A 15,931-nucleotide genomic window follows, 5' to 3' on the forward strand; every position below is an offset into this window, starting at 1 on the left:
TTCTTTCCGGGCCGACAGGGCGTCGGCAAAGGCGAGGGACGCGCGGGCGTAGCGTAGGGGGCATGACGAAGTACGGATCCTTCCCCGGCACGCGTCCCAGGCGGCTGCGGACCTCGCCCGTCATGCGGCGGATGGTCGCCGAGACGCGACTGCACCCCGCCGACTTCATCCTTCCGGCGTTCGTCCGGGAGGGCATCAGCGAGCCGGTGCCGATCGCGGCCATGCCCGGGGTCGTACAGCACACGCGGGACAGCCTGAAGAAGGCCGCCGTGGAGGCCGTCGAGGCCGGCGTCTCCGGGATCATGCTGTTCGGCGTGCCGGAGGAGAGCAAGAAGGACGCACTGGGCACGCCCGGGACCGATCCGGACGGGATTCTTCAGGTGGCCCTCCGCGATGTGCGGGCCGAGGTCGGGGACGAGCTGCTCGTCATGTCCGATCTCTGCCTCGACGAGACGATCGATCACGGGCATTGCGGGGTGCTCGACGCCCAGGGGCGGGTCGACAACGACGCCACCCTGGAGCGGTACGCCGAGATGGCCCAGGTGCAGGCCGACGCCGGTGCCCATGTGGTCGGCCCGAGCGGGATGATGGACGGCCAGATCGGGGTCATCCGGGACGCCCTCGACCAGATCGGGCGCGAGGACGTCGCCATCCTCGCCTACACCGCCAAGTACTCGTCCGCCTTCTACGGCCCCTTCCGGGAGGCCGTCGCCTCCTCGCTCAAGGGCGACCGGAAGACCTACCAGCAGGACCCGGCCAACTGGCGCGAGTCCCTGCGGGAGCTGGAGCTGGACCTGGCCGAGGGCGCCGACATGGTGATGGTCAAGCCGGCCGGGCCCTACCTCGACATCCTGGCCCGGGTCGCCGACGCCGTGGACGTGCCCGTCGCCGCCTACCAGATCTCCGGCGAGTACTCGATGATCGAGGCCGCCGCCGAGAAGGGCTGGATCGACCGCGACCGTGCCATCTTCGAGACACTGACCGGCATCAAGCGGGCCGGGGCGCGCAACATCCTCACGTACTGGGCGACCGAAGTGGCGCAGAAGCTTCGCTGACGGACACGGTTGGAGATCGTTTCGATACCGGAAGAGCGGCGGACCGGACTCGGTACGCCTTCGGTTCGGCAACGGAGCGAACTCGATTTCGCCAACGTGCGGCGACCGTTGCGGTAACAGACGGTGATCATGGCCGTATCTGTCCTGAAATCGATGTTTCGAGCAGGCCGCACAGCGACATGACGTGCTCCTGTCGAACCCCTACTCTCTGCGCCTGGCCTGATCCGTTCCGGAGGGTCAGAACGTCGATCCCTGGGGGGTTGCCATGAGCTGGTTCATCGAGGCACTGAAGAAGTACGCGGTCTTCAGCGGGCGTGCGCGCCGCAAGGAGTACTGGCTGTTCTTCCTGTTCGCGTACATCATCTACATCGTGTTCGCGGGCATCGGCGCCGCTGCCCACGCGGTCTACCTCGTGGCCATCCCCGCCGTCGCGCTCCTGCTGCCGGGCTGGGCCGTCACGGTGCGCCGACTGCACGACACCGGCCGCTCCGGCTGGTGGATCCTCCTCGGGCTCATCCCGCTCGTCGGCCCCATCGTCCTGCTGGTCTTCTACTGCTCGGACGGCGAGGCGGGCGCCAACAAGTACGGCCCGAACCCGAAGGAGGCCCCGGCGGTCGCGTAACGCGAAGCCGGAGCATCCGCTCTGCTGAGGCCGCCCAGGCTGGTGCCCGGGCGGCCTCAGCCGTTTCACCAGCCGGCGATGTCGTCCTGGCTCTGCTGCCAGTAGGTGACCTTCAACGTGCTGTCGTAGTACACGCCCTTGGCCGGCAGCGCCGGGGTCGCGGCCGCGCCGCCGCTGCTGTTGGGGGTCATGCCCTGGAAGCCGACGGTCAGCTTGTGGCCCGTCGTGCCGCCCTGGCCGCTGCCGTCGGCGGAGGAGACCAGAACGGCCGCGTAACCGGACTCACCGGGCGCGAGGGTCGTCACGGCCTGCGGGTGGGTCGCCTCGTCGGCCTGCGGCACCCACTGCATCTCGTCGAAGCGCAGGACGGGGTAGTAGGTCAGGTCGCAGTACTTCGAGCCGGTGTTCTTGACCGTGATGAGCATGTGGTTGAGCGGCTGGGACACCGGCTGCGCGGTGACCTTGGTGTTGGAGCCGTTGCACAGGACACGGTTCTTCGGCTCCGACGGGTCCGAGGAGCCGCCCGACGAGGAGCCCGAGCCGGCGGAACCGGAGCCCTTGGAGCCCGAACCCGAGGACGTCGAGGAGCCCTTGGCGGAGCCGGACGAGCCCGACGAGCCCGACGAGCCCGACGAGGAGTCCGAATTCGCCGTCGCGCCGGAGGCCGGCGTCGTGGTGCCCTTGTCGCCGGTGGTCGCGGCCGCCGGCGCGGAGGGCTGCGCCGCACCGCCGTCCTTCGTCCCCGCGCCGTCGTTGCACGCCGTGAGGGCGAGGGCGGCGAGGGCGACCGAGGTGACCGCGAGCAGAGGGGTACGGCGGGTGCGCATGGCTGGTCTCTCTTCCGAGTGGTGGCGTGCTTGGATGGCCACAGCTTGTGAGGCCGTCCGTCCCGCCTGCCACACCCGGCGGACGATCAGGGACGCTGGAACGCCCATAGGGCCTCTGAGCTGCGGAAACACCCCTCCCCTGGAACGCGGGGATGGGACACGGGGGAGGGAAGAACAGTGCCGGAATCCACTGCTGGCACCGCTTTCGCCGAGCTGCTGCGGGAGTTGAAGGACCGGTCGGGGCTCAGTTACGGGGTCCTGGCCAAACGGCTCCACATGAGTACGTCGACCCTGCACAGGTACTGCAACGGGGATGCCGTACCGGCGGACTACGCCCCCGTGGAGCGCCTCGCCCGCCTCTGCAAGGCCTCCCCGGACGAACTGGTCGAGCTGCACCGGCGGTGGGTGCTGGCGGACGCGCTGCGGGGGCGGGGCAAGACCGAGGCACCCGAGCTGGCGCCGGAGTCAGTGCCAGTGGCCAAGACGCCGGAGCCGGAGCCGCAGTCCGAGCCGGTTGGCGAGCGTTCGGGTGTGCCGGCCCCGCCCGTTCGTCGTCGTACCCGTACCGCCCTCGTCGCCGCGATCGCCGTCGCGGCGGTCCTCGGTGCCGTCACGCTGGCCGTGACGCTGACCTCGGGCGGCCCGGAGGGCGGGGACGACCGTCCCGTCGCGGCGGCGTCGACGCCGGGTCGAGCAGCGGCGGACGGGCACTCCTCGACGGCACCGCACACCCGCACCTCGCCGTCCGCCTCCCCCTCCGGCTCCCTCTCCGCGTCACCCTCCGCGCCGGCCGAGGGCGAACCGAAGACGGACGGCAAGGGAAAGGACCGGTCCGGCGGCAGCGCCTCCGACGCCGCTCCGCTGACGGTGTCGACCAGCGCGTACACCTGGGACAGCCCCTGCGACGGCCGCTACCTGATCAACCGGCCTCCGACGGAGGTGGCCCCGCCGCCGAACGAGGGCGACGAGACCGCCTGGGTGGCCGCGCACGGGGCCGTCTCCTCGGGGAAGCAGGAGGTCACGCTCACCGTGCAGGGCACCGGCAAGGAGACCGTGGTCGTGAAGAGCCTGACGGTCCAGACGCTCACCAAGCGCACACCGCTCGCCTGGAACGACTACGTCATGGCCTACCCGGGCGTCGGCTGCGGCGGGGACGTACCGACCCGCTCCTTCACCGTCGCCCTCGACGCCGCGCGCCCCGGCGTCGAACCCGTGGCAGGGCACCGGGACTTCCCGTTCAAGGTCAGCGAGTCGGACCCCGAGGTGTTCCACGTCAAGGCCGCCGCCTCGGCGTACGACGTGAGCTGGTCCCTGGCGCTGACCTGGTCCAGCGGTTCCCGCCACGGTGTGCTCCGGGTCGACGACCACGGCCGGCCGTTCCGCACGAGCGGCAACAACGGGCGGCCCGCCTACGAGTTCCCGCTGGGCGGCTCGGGCTGGGTCAAGGAGGGCACCACCAAGTTCTGAGGACACCACCGAGTGCGGCGGGCACGACCAGGTTCTGAGGGCGGTACCAAGTTCTGCGGCGGCGGCCGCTGTTGCCGGGCGTCCGGATCGCGGAATGACGGGTGTAGGCGGCAGTTACTTTCCTAGGCTGCGACCGGACGACGTATCGACGTGCCCGCGAAGGAGCCGCAGCCATGACCGTCACCGAGCCCGCTCCACCCACTGCCCCCGTTCCCCCGCTGGCGGCTCGTGCCCGCAGCGTGGGCGGTTCGCCCGTCCGGGACATCCTGGCGGTCACCGCACGGCCCGAGGTGATCAACTTTGCGGGCGGCCTCCCGGCTCCGGAGCTGTTCGACCGGGACGGCATAGCGGCCGCGTTCCAGGACGTGCTGGCCGAGACCCCGGCGCAGGCGCTCCAGTACTCCACCACGGAGGGCGAGCCGCCCCTCCGGTCCGGGCTGGCGGCCCGCATCACCGCGTTCGGCCTGCCCACCGCCCCCGACGACCTCCTCGTCACCACCGGCTCCCAGCAGGCCCTGTCCCTGCTGGCGACGGCGCTGATCGAGCCCGGCGACACGGTCCTGGTCGAGAACCCCTGCTACCTGGCGGCACTTCAGGTCTTCGGTCTCGCGGGCGCCCGGGTGGTGGCCGTGCCGGGGGACGAGGACGGCGTCGACCCGGGGGCCCTGGAGGAGGCGGTGGTGCGCGAACGCCCCAAGCTGCTCTACCTCGTTCCCACCTTCCAGAACCCCACCGGCCGTACGATGCCGACCCCGCGCCGGGAGGCCGTCGCCGCCGTGGCCGCGCGTCAGGGCCTGTGGATCATCGAGGACGACCCCTACGGCGAACTCCGCTACGACGGCACCCGCGCGCCCTGGATCGCCTCCTGCCCCGGCGCCGAGGACCGTGTCGTCCTGCTCGGCTCCTTCTCCAAGGTCATGGCCCCAGGCCTGCGCCTCGGCTGGCTGCGTGCCCCCGCGGAACTGAGGCGGGCGTGCGTGGTGGCCAAGCAGGCGGTGGACCTGCACACGCCGACCCTCAACCAGCTGGCCGCGGCCCGCTATCTGGACGTCCTGGACGCCCATGTGGCGCGCGTCCGCGCCGTCTACGGCGAACGCCGGGATGCCATGCTGGCCGGCCTCCCCGCCGCCCTCCCGGAGGGCTCCACCTGGAACCGGCCCGAGGGCGGCATGTTCCTGTGGGTCCGGCTCCCGGAGTCGTACGACACCGCGGCCCTGCTCCCGCGCGTGGTGGAAGAGCACGTGGCCTACGTCCCCGGCGCGCCCTTCTACGCCGGCCACCCCGACCCCGCCACACTCCGCCTGTGCTTCGTGACGCAGACACCGGAGGAGATCGCGGAGGGGCTGAGGCGGCTGGGCAGAGGGCTCGGCGGCTCCTGACTGCAGGGCCGGGTCAGTCCCACCAGAAGGACCAGGTCGGTTCGCCGATCAGCTCCTTGGCGTAGGCGCGCAGGGTGTCCGGGCCGTTCTGCGTGATGGTGTCCGGGCAGAACGCGAAGTGCTCCGCCGCCACCGCCTCGGCCTCGGCCTGGGTGGTCGGCGGGGCCGCGACGGACACGGTCAGGGTGTCGAAGCTGAGCGCCACCACCCGTATGCCGAAGCGGTCCTCCCAGGAGCGGAGGATCGTGCACAGCCGGGCCACGTCGTCCTCGTAGTTCAGCGGGCCCGTCCAGCCGATCGCCGCGGGGATGTCCGCGGACCGGCGCGCCGGGACCAGGGCCAGATGCGGGTCCTTGAGCCAGGCGCGGGTGCCGTCCGTCAGCGAGTCGGCTGTCTGGGCGGCGCGGGTGTCCGGATCAGCGGTGGGGGAGAGGGCGGGTGCGAGACCGGGCCACTCGAACCCGAACGGCTCGATCTCCTCGGCCAGTTCCTCCTCGGCGTAGTCCTCCCAGTACTCCGCGAGGAGATCCTCGGCGTCGTGATCGCCCGGGTACGACACCTCGTCCGGCGCCAAACCCCAGTTCACCGGCCCGCCCTGCCGGTCCTGCACATCCACCAGCACAGGAAGCAGCCCGGCTCGCGCCGCCGGTGCGCCCAGCGCCTTCCAGGTGCCGGGCGCGGCCGCCTTCTCCGCATGCCACAACAGGGGCTCGTGCCAGGGGCCTTCGTCCGTCGCGTCGATCAGCCTGCCGGGCGGGAGTCGGAGACCGAGGCTACGACCGCTGGGGTCGGTCGTCAGCTGGGGCAGCGGGTTGGGAAGAGTCGCCATGCAGCCGACTGTAGAGGGCGGCACTGACAACGCTAGCGCGAGGCGAACTCCGTGAACGCGGCCCAAGTGGCGCGGGTCACCTGGAGGGTTGGGGCGTCGGAGAGGTTCTGCTTCGAGTCGCGTATGTGGATGGCCTGGGGCGAGACGGCTACTTCGAGGCACTGGGGGTTCTCAGTGTCGCTGTAGCTGGACTTGAACCACTGGAGTGCTGCGCTGCTCATTGTTCTCCTAGCAAACGGTCGAGCAGGCTTTGGGAATCCTGCGGGGAAAGGGCCTGTGATCGGAGCATCCCATACTGGTGGGCCCTGTTGGCCGCCTCGTCAGGGTCGGCGATCCAGTGCATGTTGATCTGACTTGTGGCGTAGACGAGATGCTGATGGTCGGGCGTCTCCAGGATGTTGAACGGGCCTGACAAGCCGGCGTGCGAGGGTGCGTCAAGGGGCAGGACCTGAAGGGCGAGATGCCGGAGTTCGGTGAGCTTGCGCAGGTGCTGGAGTTGGGCGCGGCGGACCTCCGCCCCGCCGACGCGGAGATGGAGCACGGGCTCCCAGACGACGAAGCTCAGTGTCGGTGGAGACGTTCGATGCACGATCTCCGTACGGCTGATTCGGTCCGCTGTCCTGGTCTCGATCTCGTCCTCGTCGTAGGCAGGTACGCGATCCCGGAACAGCGCGCGGGCGTACTCCGGAGTCTGGAGCAGGCCGGGCACGACGATGGTCTCGTACCACGACATGGCAATGGCCTCGTGCACGTGCACCTTGAACTGCTCCGCGTTCAGCGGAAACTGATCGATCTCCGGCAGGTTCTCGACCCCCGCCAGCAACACGCCCTTCGCGTCCAGAAGTTTGTCCAGGGTGGCGGCGAGGTCCGGCAGCAGCGCCCGCCTGCCCTGCTCGATCGACGCGATGGTCTCCTCGTCCAGCTTGACCAGTTCGGCGAGGCTTCTCTGAGTGTGGCCTGCCGCACGTCGGGCGGCGGCGAGCTGTTTGCCCAACATCTTCATGGACGAGGCGTTCTTCTTGCGCTGGCTCATGCTGGACCCCATATCCCTGTGGCCGGACGCGGATCAGGGAAGCCCGTACGGAGTAGCCGTACGGGCTCACTCACTGATCCAGCACAGTGACTCTGCGCGACAGTCGCCCCGTGAATGCGCAAACCGAACTGCCCTACCAGCGCGACCAGTTCTACGCCCGCGCCCGCAGATCAGTCCCCGCTGCCAGGCGGTTCACGGACTGGTCGTTGACCTACTGGGGACTGGCCGCATGGGAGCGGAGCGGAGACGTGTCGCTCTGTGTGAGTGAGTTGGCCACGAATGCGCTGCTGCACGGGGTGCCACGGGGGCGCGGCTTCCTGTTGCGGCTGCGGTACGACGGGCACCTCGTACGGGCCGAGGTTCATGACAGCGGCCCCGGCACCCCACGCCTCTCGGACGACACCGGGGAAGAAGGGGAAGGCGGACGGGGTCTGTTGCTCGTCTCCGCGCTCGCCGACAAGTGGGGCGTGGGGGAGCGGGACCCCGGCAAGGTGGTGTGGTGCGAGTTCGTACGCCCCTAGGGCGCCTATGGGGTCGTGATCAACGGTGACTCGCGACCTATGAAACAGAGCCTGCCACCGGATCCGGCGGCAGGCCCTGTGAGTTTCCCCTGGTGTGTCCGAGGTGGTGGTCAGACGCTCGGGGAGCCTGGCAGGTTCCAGGTCACGGCACCCTTGCCGTCATCGGCGACGTCGTACTTCAAGGTGGCGTCCATGGTGAACTTCCCGTGCCGCTTCGCGTACATGGGGATGTAGTAGCTGGAGGAGCCGGAACTCTTCTTGTTGATGCTGTCGGTCAGGCTGTTGTTGTCGTAGAACCGCGTCCTGCCGTCCCACTCGATGCGCGTGTTGAGCTTGACGCTGTTGAACCGCTTGTTGCCGAACCAGTCGGCACCGCCGTCCCAGCTCACCACCGTCTTGCCGCTGAAGTCATCGCCACTCCTCGCGATGCAGTTCTTGGCCTTCACCGTCACGTCGGGCTTGCCCGGCAGGGCGATCGTGCGGCTGACCGTCTTGGAGCAGTGGTACCTGAACCCGGAGGCTTGCGCGGAAGCGCCGGCGCTGAGCAGCAGCCCTGCAGTCACGGCCACGACAGCCGACGTGGCCACTGCTGAACGGATACCGATCTTCAATGTACTTCCCCCATGCATATGCCAAACCCGCCGACTGACGCGTCGACAGGCCAGGCGAGTCTATAGAACGCTCATGTGCACGCCGACCGCGACCTGGCAGTTCGCCTGCTTGCCCAGCGCACGCAGTACCAGTCACAACTCAATACACGCCCTAGTGGACGCGGCTGTCGAGGCACTCCCGCTTGCCGCCAGCCGCAGGCCGGAAGCAGACCCGGACCACGGTTCCGGGGTCGGTCGAGGCCATCGGGGTGTAGACGTACGTCTTCGTCTCGCCGTCGTCCTTGACCCTCGCGTCACGGGCGGGGCCTCCCGCCGTCATCTCGATGCGGTCGCCGACGTGGGTTCCCCACATCCGGGCCCAACTGGACCCGCAATCCCTGCTGTAGCGCAGTTCCAGCCAGGCGCCGGTGGACGTGTGACGCGAGGCGAGCGTGTCCGGCTGGGCGGCGCAGGCCATGTGGATCGGATCCCTGCCCTCGCAGGCGGCTCCCCGGCAGTAGGGGCCGGTTGTGGACGCATCGGAAGGGGGTTCGTCGTGGTGGTGCGGCAGCAGGAGGAGGCCCGCCGCTACGCCCCCCACGGCCACGGCGCACGCCGACGCGATCACGGCGACGACCGCGATGCTCCTGCCGCCGGTGCGCCCGGCCTCTTTCGGGGCCGGGGCCGGGGCGGGTGCGGGTGCACGGGGCGTGGCCTGTGGCTGCGCATCATCCGTCCGTGCCGGTTCCGCCGCCCGCCCGCTCCACTCCGACTCCGCGATCTCCCACAGCGCCAGACAGCGCCCCTCCGGCTCGTCCGCGAGCCGGCACAGTTCCTGCACCGCGCGGCGCGGCGGCAGCGACTTGCCGTTGAGATAACGCTCCCAGGACGACTTGCTGAACGTGGTCCGCTGTGCGAGAGCGGCCATGCTCAGGCCGGTGCGAGTCCTCAACTCCTGCAGCGCGGTGGTCAGTCGCATGTGTTCCGGGGACGGCGTCCGCGCTGTCATCGCCGCAGGGCTTTCCAGGTGTGTGGTCCCACGATGCCGTCCACGACCAGGCCGTACCGCTTCTGCAGGCTCTTGACGGCTGCTTCGGTCAGCGGGCCGTAGATGCCGTCGATGCCGCCAGGCGAGTAGCCCGCCCTGCGCAGCAGGCACTGCGCCTCGGCCACCTCGGGACCGGCCAGGCCGTTCACCAGGACGGCGTCCTGCGTGCGGCTGTTGCCCGCGTACCACCGGCCGTCGGTCCGCTGCACGCGGCAGGCGTACGACGGGGCCCGCCCCGGCGTGGACGACGGGTCCGGCGCGGCGGTGGACGAGGTGCGGGGCGCCGCCGTCGCCGCTCCGTCGTCGCCGTCCGTGAACCGTACGACCAGGAGGGCCGCGGCACAGACGGCCAGTACCAGGGCGGCCGCCCCCGCCACGAGCGCGACGCGCAACGCCGAACTCCCGTGCGGCAGCCGCTGCGGCGGCCCCACGGCCGTCCCCGCCGCCGTCGCGTCCGCCTCCACCGGTCCCACCGCGCCCGCCTCCGGCGCGTCCACGCCCCCGCGCCCGCTTCTCCAGACCTCCCCGGCGACTTCGTGCAAAGCGAGCAACCGCGTCGGATCGACCCCGCAGGTCTGGGCCATCGCCTCCACGGCTTCCCCGGGAGGCAGCGCACTACCGCCCAGATACCGCTCCCAGGACTTCGCGCTGTACCCCGTCTTCGCGGCCAGCTGCCGCACACTCAGCCCGCTGTGGTCCTTCAGCCGACGAAGGGCCACCACCAACTGCCGCACCCGCGGATCCAGTTCCCCGGGCAGCGCTTTCCAACGCGACATGTTCCCCCCACTCGCGTTTCCTGGCCCGTGGTCCGTGGTCGGCGGCCCCGAGCCCTTCGTCACATTCTGCATCAGCATGCATACAGGCAGCGCGCCGGGAGCCGGTCGCGGCGCGGCTGCGGAATCGGCCGACGGCCGCCGCACTCGTCCCGCGGAACCGTCCCGTCCGTCGATGTCCCCGCAGGTCAGAGCGTGGGATGTCCCGCGAGGACGTCACTTGTGCGGCACTTGTGGCCGCCCGCGCCGCCCACCCCGCACTCTCGTCTCGGCAGTCAGCCCTACGACCCGAAAGGGATGCACATGCGACCGAATGCTCTGACGAAGACCCTCGTGAGCGTCACCGCCGCCGTCGGTATCGCCGCCGGCAGCCTGGCCGGCGCGAGCGCCGCCTTCGCGGAGTCCGCGCCGGCCGCCAAGCCTGCGGTGAGCTCCAAGGCCGTCGCCCCGCGCGCGGTGAACAACCTCGGCCTGAGCAAGACGCAGGCCCAGAAGCTCCAGCGGGACCTGAAGGCGAACTGGGGCTACGGCGGCGACATCGACGGGCTGCTCGGCACCGAGAGCTGGAAGGCGATGCAGCGCTTCCTCAAGGCCAACTGGGGCTACGACGACTCGATCGACGGCATCGTCGGAAAGAACACGGTGATGGCGCTCCAGCGCTGGCTCAAGTCCAACTGGGGCTACGAAGGCGCCATCGACGGCATCGCCGGCTCGGGGACCAAGGCCGCGCTGGCGCGGTACTGCGACTCGCGCTGACGACCGCACGAACACGCCGCGGCCCGTCCTCCCGGGGGAGAGGACGGGCCGCGTGCCGTGCGGATCAGAGCTTCTCGGGCGTCCGGATGCCCAGCAGGGCCATGCCCTGGTGGAGCGTGCGGGCGGTGAGGTCCACCAGGAACAGGCGGTTCTCCACCTGCTGCGGCGTCTGAGCCTTCAGGACCGGGCACTGGTCGTAGAAGGTCGTCAGGTGCGACGCCAGCTGGTACAGGTACGCGGCCAGCTTGTGCGGCTCGTACGAGGCCGCCACCTCCAGGACCGTCTCCGCGAACTGGTCCAGGTGGAGGCCGAGGGCACGCTCCGCGGGCGCCAGCTCCAGCTCCGGGTGGGCGGCGGGGCGGGCCTCGCCGGCCTTGCGGAGGATGGACTGGATACGGGCGTACGCGTACTGGAGGTAGACGGACGTGTCGCCGTTGAGCGAGACCATCTGGTCCAGATCGAACTTGTAGTCCCGGACGGCGGAGGTCGACAGGTCGGCGTACTTGACCGCGCCGATGCCGACGTAGCGGCCGTTCTCGACGATCTCCTGCTCCGTCAGGCCCACCTTCTCGGCCTTCTCCCGGACGACGGTCGTCGCGCGCTCGACCGCCTCGTCGAGGAGGTCCTCCAGCCGGACCGTCTCGCCCTCACGCGTCTTGAACGGCTTGCCGTCCTTGCCGAGGACCGTGCCGAAGGCCAGCTGGTGCGCCTTCACGTCACCATTGAGCCAGCCCGCCCTGCGCGCCGTCTCGAAGACCATGCGGAAGTGGAGCGACTGGCGGACGTCGACCACGTACAGAAGGTGGTTCGCCTTGAGGTTGAAGACACGGTCCCTGATCGCCGACAGGTCCGTCGCCGCGTAGCCGTACCCGCCGTCCGACTTCTGCACGATCAGCGGGACCGGGTTGCCGTCCGGGCCCTTGATGTCCTCGAAGAAGACGCAGAGCGCGCCTTCGCTGCGGACCGCGACACCCGACTCCTCCAGGAGGCGGCAGGTCTCGGCCAGCATGTCGTTGTAACCGGACTCGCCGACGATGTCGGGGTCCTGGATCTCCATGTCCAGCTTCTCGAAGACGGAGTAGAAGTAGATCTTCGACTCGTCCACGAACTTCTGCCACATGGCCAGCGTCTTCGGTTCACCGGCCTGGAGGTCGACCACCCGGCGCCGGGCCCGCGTCTTGAACTCCTCGTCGGAGTCGAAGACCTTCCGCGCGGCCTTGTAGAGGCGGTTGAGGTTGGACATCGCCTCCTCACCGCTCACCGCGTCGGCCTTGTGGTCCAGCTCGTGCGGGTGCTCGTCCAGGTACTGGATGAGCATGCCGAACTGGGTGCCCCAGTCGCCGATGTGGTGCCGGCGGACGACGTTCTCCCCGGTGAACTCCAGGAGGTGGACCACCGAGTCGCCGATCACGGCCGACCGCAGGTGCCCGACGTGCATCTCCTTCGCCACGTTCGGCTGGGCGTAGTCGATCACCGTCGTGCCCGGGTGCGCGGCGTACGGCACGCCGAGGCGGCCGGTGTCGTCCGCGTACCGCGCGGCCAGGTTCTCGGTGATCGCCTTGTCCGCGATCGTGATGTTCAGGAAGCCGGGGCCGGAGACCTCGACGTCCTTGATCACGTCACCCGTCACCACCTGGGAGACGACCTGGGTCGCCAGCTCCCGGGGGTTGGCCTTCGCCTTCTTGGCCAGGGCCAGGATGCCGTTGGCCTGGTAGTCGGCCCGGTCGCTTCGTCGCAGCAGCGGGTCCGCGCCGGCGGCCTCCGGCAGGGTGGCCGAGAGGGCGGACGCGAGGTGCTGCTGGACGGAATCGCTGAGGGACGTGACCGGGGCCATAGGAAGGGGTGCCGTTCTCCTCGTGGGGATGGATAGACCCAGCCAGTATCCCATGGGGGGTAAAGGGGTTTTCCCGGTCGCAAGCCGGTCTGTGACAATGGAGTGTCACCCGTTCAGAAAGAAGGACGTGCCGATCGTGGCTCAGAGCACCGAGACCACCGACTGGGTCTCCCGTTTCGCGGATGAGGTCATCGAGGAGTCGGAGCGCCGAGCCCCGGGCAAACCGGTCGTCGTGGCGTCCGGCCTGTCCCCGTCGGGCCCGATCCACCTCGGCAACCTCCGCGAGGTCATGACCCCGCACCTGGTCGCCGACGAGATCCGCCGCCGCGGACACCAGGTCCGGCACCTGATCTCCTGGGACGACTACGACCGGTACCGGAAGGTGCCGGCGGGCATCGCCGGGATCGACGACTCCTGGGCCGAGCACATCGGCAAGCCGCTGACCTCCGTCCCGGCCCCGAAGGGCTCCGCGTACCCGAACTGGGCCGAGCACTTCAAGGCCGCGATGATCGAGTCGCTGGCCGAGATGGGCGTGGAGTTCGACGGGATCAGCCAGACCGCGCAGTACACCTCCGGTGTCTACCGCGAGCAGGTCCTGCACGCCATGAAGCACCGCGGCGACATCGACGCGATCCTCGCCCAGTACCGGACCAAGCCGAAGCCGGCCAAGAAGCAGCAGCAGAAGGCCGTGGACGAGGCCGAGCTGGAGGCCGAGGAGGGCTCGGGCGCCGCGTCCGAGGACGACGGCAGCTCCGGCTCCGCCGGGTACTTCCCGTACAAGCCGTACTGCGGCAACTGCGAGAAGGACCTGACGACCGTCACCTCGTACGACGACGACAGCACCGAGCTGGCGTACACGTGCAACGAGTGTGGCTTCGCCGAGACCGTCCGGCTGAGCGAGTTCAACCGCGGCAAGCTGGTCTGGAAGGTCGACTGGCCGATGCGGTGGGCCTTCGAGGGAGTCGTCTTCGAGCCCTCCGGTGTCGACCACTCGTCTCCGGGGTCGTCGTTCCAGGTCGGTGGCCAGATCGTCGGGATCTTCGGCGGTCAGCAGCCCATCGGCCCGATGTACGCGTTCGTCGGTATCTCCGGGATGGCGAAGATGTCGTCCTCGCGGGGCGGTGTACCGACTCCCGCCGACGCGCTGAAGATCATGGAGCCGCAGATCCTGCGCTGGCTGTACGCCCGCCGCAGGCCCAACCAGTCCTTCAAGATCGCCTTCGACCAGGAGATCCAGCGGCTCTACGACGAGTGGGACAAGCTCGCGGGCAAGGTCGCGGACGGCTCCGCCCTGCCGGCGGACGTGGCGGCCTACACGCGTGCCGTGGGCACGGCCGCCGGCGAGCTGGTGAAGACGCCGCGCCCGCTGCCGTACCGCACGCTCGCCTCCGTCGCCGACATCACCGCCGGTCACGAGGACCAGGCGCTGCGGATCCTCTCCGAGCTGGACCCGGAGCAGCCGCTGTCGTCGCTGGACGAGGCGCGGCCGCGGTACGACAAGGCGGAGGCGTGGATCAACACGCATGTGCCGGCGGACCAGCGCACGATCGTCCGGGACGAGCCTGACGCCGAGCTGCTGAAGTCGCTGGACGAGGCCTCCCAGCAGTCCGTACGACTGCTGCTCGACGGGCTCGCCGAGCACTGGTCCCTCGACGGGCTGACCCACCTCGTCTACGGCGTGCCCAAGGTGCAGGCCGGGTTCTCGGCCGACGCCACGCCGAAGGAGCTGCCGCCGGAGATCAAGACGGCTCAGCGGACGTTCTTCGCGCTGCTGTACCACCTGCTGGTCGGACGGGACACCGGTCCGCGGCTGCCTACGCTGCTGCTGGCCGTGGGGCAGGAGCGGGTGCGAGCCCTGCTCGGGGAGTAGGCCGCGTCATACGAGGAGGGGGCGCCCAGTCACACCGGGCGCCCCCTCCTCGTCTGTGTCACGCGATGTGGTCGTCCTGCAGTTCCGCCGAGTGGCGGCTGGTGAAGCGGTTGACCATGCGTTCGGCTTCGCGCTGCGGCAGGGAGATGCCGAACGTTGCCTCCACATCACCGCGGAACTGGCCGGCCGTGGGGTAGCTGCCGTCGATCGACTGGCGGAAGACCTGGTAGAAGGCCTCCTCGTCCGGCTCCGGCGGGCCGCCGCCCTCGCCCAGTTCGCGGGTGCGGCCGGGGCTCACCGGGATGGGAAAGCTGCCGGTCTCCTCCGACGGGTTGGGCTGCTGGAACTGCTCCGGGGGCTGCTCCTCGTACCACTCCTCGTACTGTTCGTCCGGGACGTACTGGGGGTCCGGGACGGGGTTGTACGTGGGGTCGTAGCCGCCGTGGTAGTCGACCTCGCGCGGAGTCTGGAACCAGGGGCTCTGATCGTCCTGGACGATCTCCGGTTCCTCGGTGCGCTGGCTGGGCAGCTGGGGGCGCTGCTCGCCGGCAGGTGCCGTTCTCTGGGGGACGGGCGCCGCCTCGGCGGGACGACTGCCCGCGGCCACCAGCGGTATGAGCGCCGGCTCGATGCCCGCTGCCGCCAAGCCCGCCGGGGCCGTCTCCGCCAGCGGGACGCCGTAGCGCGCCAGCCTCAGGGGCATCAGGGACTCCACCGGGGCCTTGCGGCGCCAGGCGCGGCCGAAGCGGGCGTGCAGCCTGGCCTGGTAGACGAGACGTTCCTGTTCCAGTTTGATGACCTGGTCGTAGGAGCGCAGCTCCCACAGCTTCATACGGCGCCAGAGGAGGAAGGTCGGGACCGGGGAGAGGAGCCAGCGGGTGAGGCGCACCCCCTCCATGTGCTTGTCGGCCGTGATGTCGGCGATCCGGCCGATCGCGTGGCGGGCCGCCTCGACGGCGACCACGAACAGGACCGGGATCACCGCGTGCATGCCCACGCCCAGCGGGTCCGGCCAGGCGGCGGCGCCGTTGAAGGCGATGGTCGCCGCCGTCAGGAGCCAGGCCGTCTGACGCAGGAGCGGGAACGGGATCCGGATCCAGGTCAGGAGCAGGTCCAGGGCGAGGAGGACACAGATGCCTGCGTCGATACCGATCGGGAAGACGTAGGAGAAGTTCCCGAAGCCCTTCTTGATGGCCAGCTCACGGACGGCTGCGTAGGAACCGGCGAAGCCGATGCCGGCGATGATCAACGCGCCGGTGACGACCACGCCGATGAGTATGCGGTGCATCCGAGTCAGCTGCATTGGCGCGGCCACTCGTACTCCCCT

Annotated in this window: 16 protein-coding genes; 7 read left to right on the forward strand and 9 right to left on the reverse strand. The window is 69.9% G+C overall.

What is annotated here, in order from left to right:
* Nucleotides 1-62: 62 nt before the first annotated feature.
* Both hemB and ACZ5DS_RS41895 read left to right on the forward strand, forming a co-directional pair.
* Nucleotides 63-1,055, forward strand: a complete 993-nt coding sequence (gene hemB, locus ACZ5DS_RS41890; RefSeq protein WP_468249602.1) for a porphobilinogen synthase — start codon at nucleotides 63-65, stop codon at nucleotides 1,053-1,055.
* A 265-nt stretch (nucleotides 1,056-1,320) separates the two neighbouring features.
* The gene (locus ACZ5DS_RS41895; RefSeq protein ID WP_468249604.1) at nucleotides 1,321-1,677 is read left to right on the forward strand and encodes a DUF805 domain-containing protein; all 357 of its coding nucleotides are present in this window, start codon (nucleotides 1,321-1,323) and stop codon (nucleotides 1,675-1,677) included.
* Nucleotides 1,678-1,742: 65 nt separating this feature from the next.
* Here the strand turns inward: ACZ5DS_RS41895 and ACZ5DS_RS41900 are convergent, their stop codons facing one another.
* Nucleotides 1,743-2,504: a DUF4232 domain-containing protein gene (locus ACZ5DS_RS41900; RefSeq protein WP_468249607.1), complete on the reverse strand. Its 762-nt coding sequence runs from the start codon at nucleotides 2,502-2,504 to the stop codon at nucleotides 1,743-1,745.
* Nucleotides 2,505-2,681: 177 nt separating this feature from the next.
* Here ACZ5DS_RS41900 and ACZ5DS_RS41905 point away from each other — a divergent pair, with 177 nt between their 5' ends.
* Both ACZ5DS_RS41905 and ACZ5DS_RS41910 read left to right on the forward strand, forming a co-directional pair.
* A complete protein-coding gene (locus ACZ5DS_RS41905; protein ID WP_468249610.1) occupies nucleotides 2,682-3,971 on the forward strand; it encodes a helix-turn-helix domain-containing protein in 1,290 nt (429 codons plus the stop codon).
* A 173-nt stretch (nucleotides 3,972-4,144) separates the two neighbouring features.
* Nucleotides 4,145-5,350 carry an aminotransferase-like domain-containing protein gene (locus ACZ5DS_RS41910; protein WP_468249612.1) on the forward strand — a complete coding sequence of 402 codons (1,206 nt, stop codon included), beginning with the start codon at nucleotides 4,145-4,147 and terminating at the stop codon, nucleotides 5,348-5,350.
* A 13-nt stretch (nucleotides 5,351-5,363) separates the two neighbouring features.
* Here the strand turns inward: ACZ5DS_RS41910 and ACZ5DS_RS41915 are convergent, their stop codons facing one another.
* From ACZ5DS_RS41915 to ACZ5DS_RS41925, 3 genes are read right to left on the reverse strand one after another with little or no spacing between them, the layout of a single operon-like run.
* Complete coding sequence (locus tag ACZ5DS_RS41915) at nucleotides 5,364-6,179, reverse strand: DUF4253 domain-containing protein (protein ID WP_468249616.1); 816 nt, start codon at nucleotides 6,177-6,179, stop codon at nucleotides 5,364-5,366.
* Nucleotides 6,180-6,211: 32 nt separating this feature from the next.
* Nucleotides 6,212-6,400 (reverse strand): DUF397 domain-containing protein, encoded by a 189-nt coding sequence (locus ACZ5DS_RS41920; RefSeq protein ID WP_468249619.1) that lies wholly within the window; start codon nucleotides 6,398-6,400, stop codon nucleotides 6,212-6,214.
* Nucleotides 6,397-7,212 (reverse strand): helix-turn-helix domain-containing protein, encoded by an 816-nt coding sequence (locus ACZ5DS_RS41925; protein WP_468249622.1) that lies wholly within the window; start codon nucleotides 7,210-7,212, stop codon nucleotides 6,397-6,399. The genes ACZ5DS_RS41920 and ACZ5DS_RS41925 overlap by 4 nt, the downstream gene beginning before the upstream one ends.
* Before the next feature lie 110 nt (nucleotides 7,213-7,322).
* Between ACZ5DS_RS41925 and ACZ5DS_RS41930 the strand changes: the two genes are divergently transcribed.
* Entirely contained in the window at nucleotides 7,323-7,733 is a 411-nt protein-coding gene (locus ACZ5DS_RS41930) for an ATP-binding protein (RefSeq protein ID WP_468249624.1), read from the forward strand.
* A gap of 110 nt (nucleotides 7,734-7,843) precedes the next feature.
* Here ACZ5DS_RS41930 and ACZ5DS_RS41935 read toward each other — a convergent pair whose 3' ends face one another.
* From ACZ5DS_RS41935 to ACZ5DS_RS41945, 3 genes are all read right to left on the reverse strand, one after another.
* Nucleotides 7,844-8,302, reverse strand: a complete 459-nt coding sequence (locus ACZ5DS_RS41935; protein WP_468249627.1) for a hypothetical protein — start codon at nucleotides 8,300-8,302, stop codon at nucleotides 7,844-7,846.
* 193 nt (nucleotides 8,303-8,495) lie between these two features.
* Nucleotides 8,496-9,302 (reverse strand): DUF2690 domain-containing protein, encoded by an 807-nt coding sequence (locus tag ACZ5DS_RS41940; RefSeq protein WP_468249630.1) that lies wholly within the window; start codon nucleotides 9,300-9,302, stop codon nucleotides 8,496-8,498.
* A gap of 26 nt (nucleotides 9,303-9,328) precedes the next feature.
* A complete protein-coding gene (locus ACZ5DS_RS41945; protein WP_468249632.1) occupies nucleotides 9,329-10,147 on the reverse strand; it encodes a peptidoglycan-binding protein in 819 nt (272 codons plus the stop codon).
* A gap of 300 nt (nucleotides 10,148-10,447) precedes the next feature.
* Between ACZ5DS_RS41945 and ACZ5DS_RS41950 the strand changes: the two genes are divergently transcribed.
* Entirely contained in the window at nucleotides 10,448-10,900 is a 453-nt protein-coding gene (locus ACZ5DS_RS41950; RefSeq protein WP_468249635.1) for a peptidoglycan-binding domain-containing protein, read from the forward strand.
* Nucleotides 10,901-10,964: 64 nt separating this feature from the next.
* Here the strand turns inward: ACZ5DS_RS41950 and argS are convergent, their stop codons facing one another.
* A complete protein-coding gene (argS, locus tag ACZ5DS_RS41955) occupies nucleotides 10,965-12,734 on the reverse strand; it encodes an arginine--tRNA ligase (protein ID WP_468249637.1) in 1,770 nt (589 codons plus the stop codon).
* Between the two features lie 127 nt (nucleotides 12,735-12,861).
* Between argS and lysS the strand changes: the two genes are divergently transcribed.
* Nucleotides 12,862-14,604 (forward strand): lysine--tRNA ligase, encoded by a 1,743-nt coding sequence (gene lysS / locus ACZ5DS_RS41960; protein ID WP_468249639.1) that lies wholly within the window; start codon nucleotides 12,862-12,864, stop codon nucleotides 14,602-14,604.
* Between the two features lie 58 nt (nucleotides 14,605-14,662).
* On the opposite strand, the gene ACZ5DS_RS41965 is transcribed toward lysS, so the two are convergent.
* Nucleotides 14,663-15,892, reverse strand: a complete 1,230-nt coding sequence (locus ACZ5DS_RS41965; protein WP_468249642.1) for a DUF2637 domain-containing protein — start codon at nucleotides 15,890-15,892, stop codon at nucleotides 14,663-14,665.
* Nucleotides 15,893-15,931 lie beyond the last annotated feature (39 nt).

The organism is Streptomyces sp. NPDC031100, assembly GCF_055570785.1.

Excerpts from the sequence above, each read along its gene's own strand:
- hemB (WP_468249602.1), top strand. The coding sequence starts at position 63 with ATGACGAAGTACGGATCCTTCCCCGGCACGCGTCCCAGGCGGCTGCGG.
- ACZ5DS_RS41895 (WP_468249604.1), top strand. The coding sequence starts at position 1,321 with ATGAGCTGGTTCATCGAGGCACTGAAGAAGTACGCGGTCTTCAGCGGG.
- ACZ5DS_RS41900 (WP_468249607.1), bottom strand. The coding sequence starts at position 2,504 with ATGCGCACCCGCCGTACCCCTCTGCTCGCGGTCACCTCGGTCGCCCTC.
- ACZ5DS_RS41910 (WP_468249612.1), top strand. The coding sequence starts at position 4,145 with ATGACCGTCACCGAGCCCGCTCCACCCACTGCCCCCGTTCCCCCGCTG.
- ACZ5DS_RS41915 (WP_468249616.1), bottom strand. The coding sequence starts at position 6,179 with ATGGCGACTCTTCCCAACCCGCTGCCCCAGCTGACGACCGACCCCAGC.
- ACZ5DS_RS41920 (WP_468249619.1), bottom strand. The coding sequence starts at position 6,400 with ATGAGCAGCGCAGCACTCCAGTGGTTCAAGTCCAGCTACAGCGACACT.
- ACZ5DS_RS41925 (WP_468249622.1), bottom strand. The coding sequence starts at position 7,212 with ATGAGCCAGCGCAAGAAGAACGCCTCGTCCATGAAGATGTTGGGCAAA.
- ACZ5DS_RS41940 (WP_468249630.1), bottom strand. The coding sequence starts at position 9,302 with ATGCGACTGACCACCGCGCTGCAGGAGTTGAGGACTCGCACCGGCCTG.
- ACZ5DS_RS41945 (WP_468249632.1), bottom strand. The coding sequence starts at position 10,147 with ATGTCGCGTTGGAAAGCGCTGCCCGGGGAACTGGATCCGCGGGTGCGG.
- ACZ5DS_RS41950 (WP_468249635.1), top strand. The coding sequence starts at position 10,448 with ATGCGACCGAATGCTCTGACGAAGACCCTCGTGAGCGTCACCGCCGCC.
- argS (WP_468249637.1), bottom strand. The coding sequence starts at position 12,734 with ATGGCCCCGGTCACGTCCCTCAGCGATTCCGTCCAGCAGCACCTCGCG.
- ACZ5DS_RS41965 (WP_468249642.1), bottom strand. The coding sequence starts at position 15,892 with ATGCACCGCATACTCATCGGCGTGGTCGTCACCGGCGCGTTGATCATC.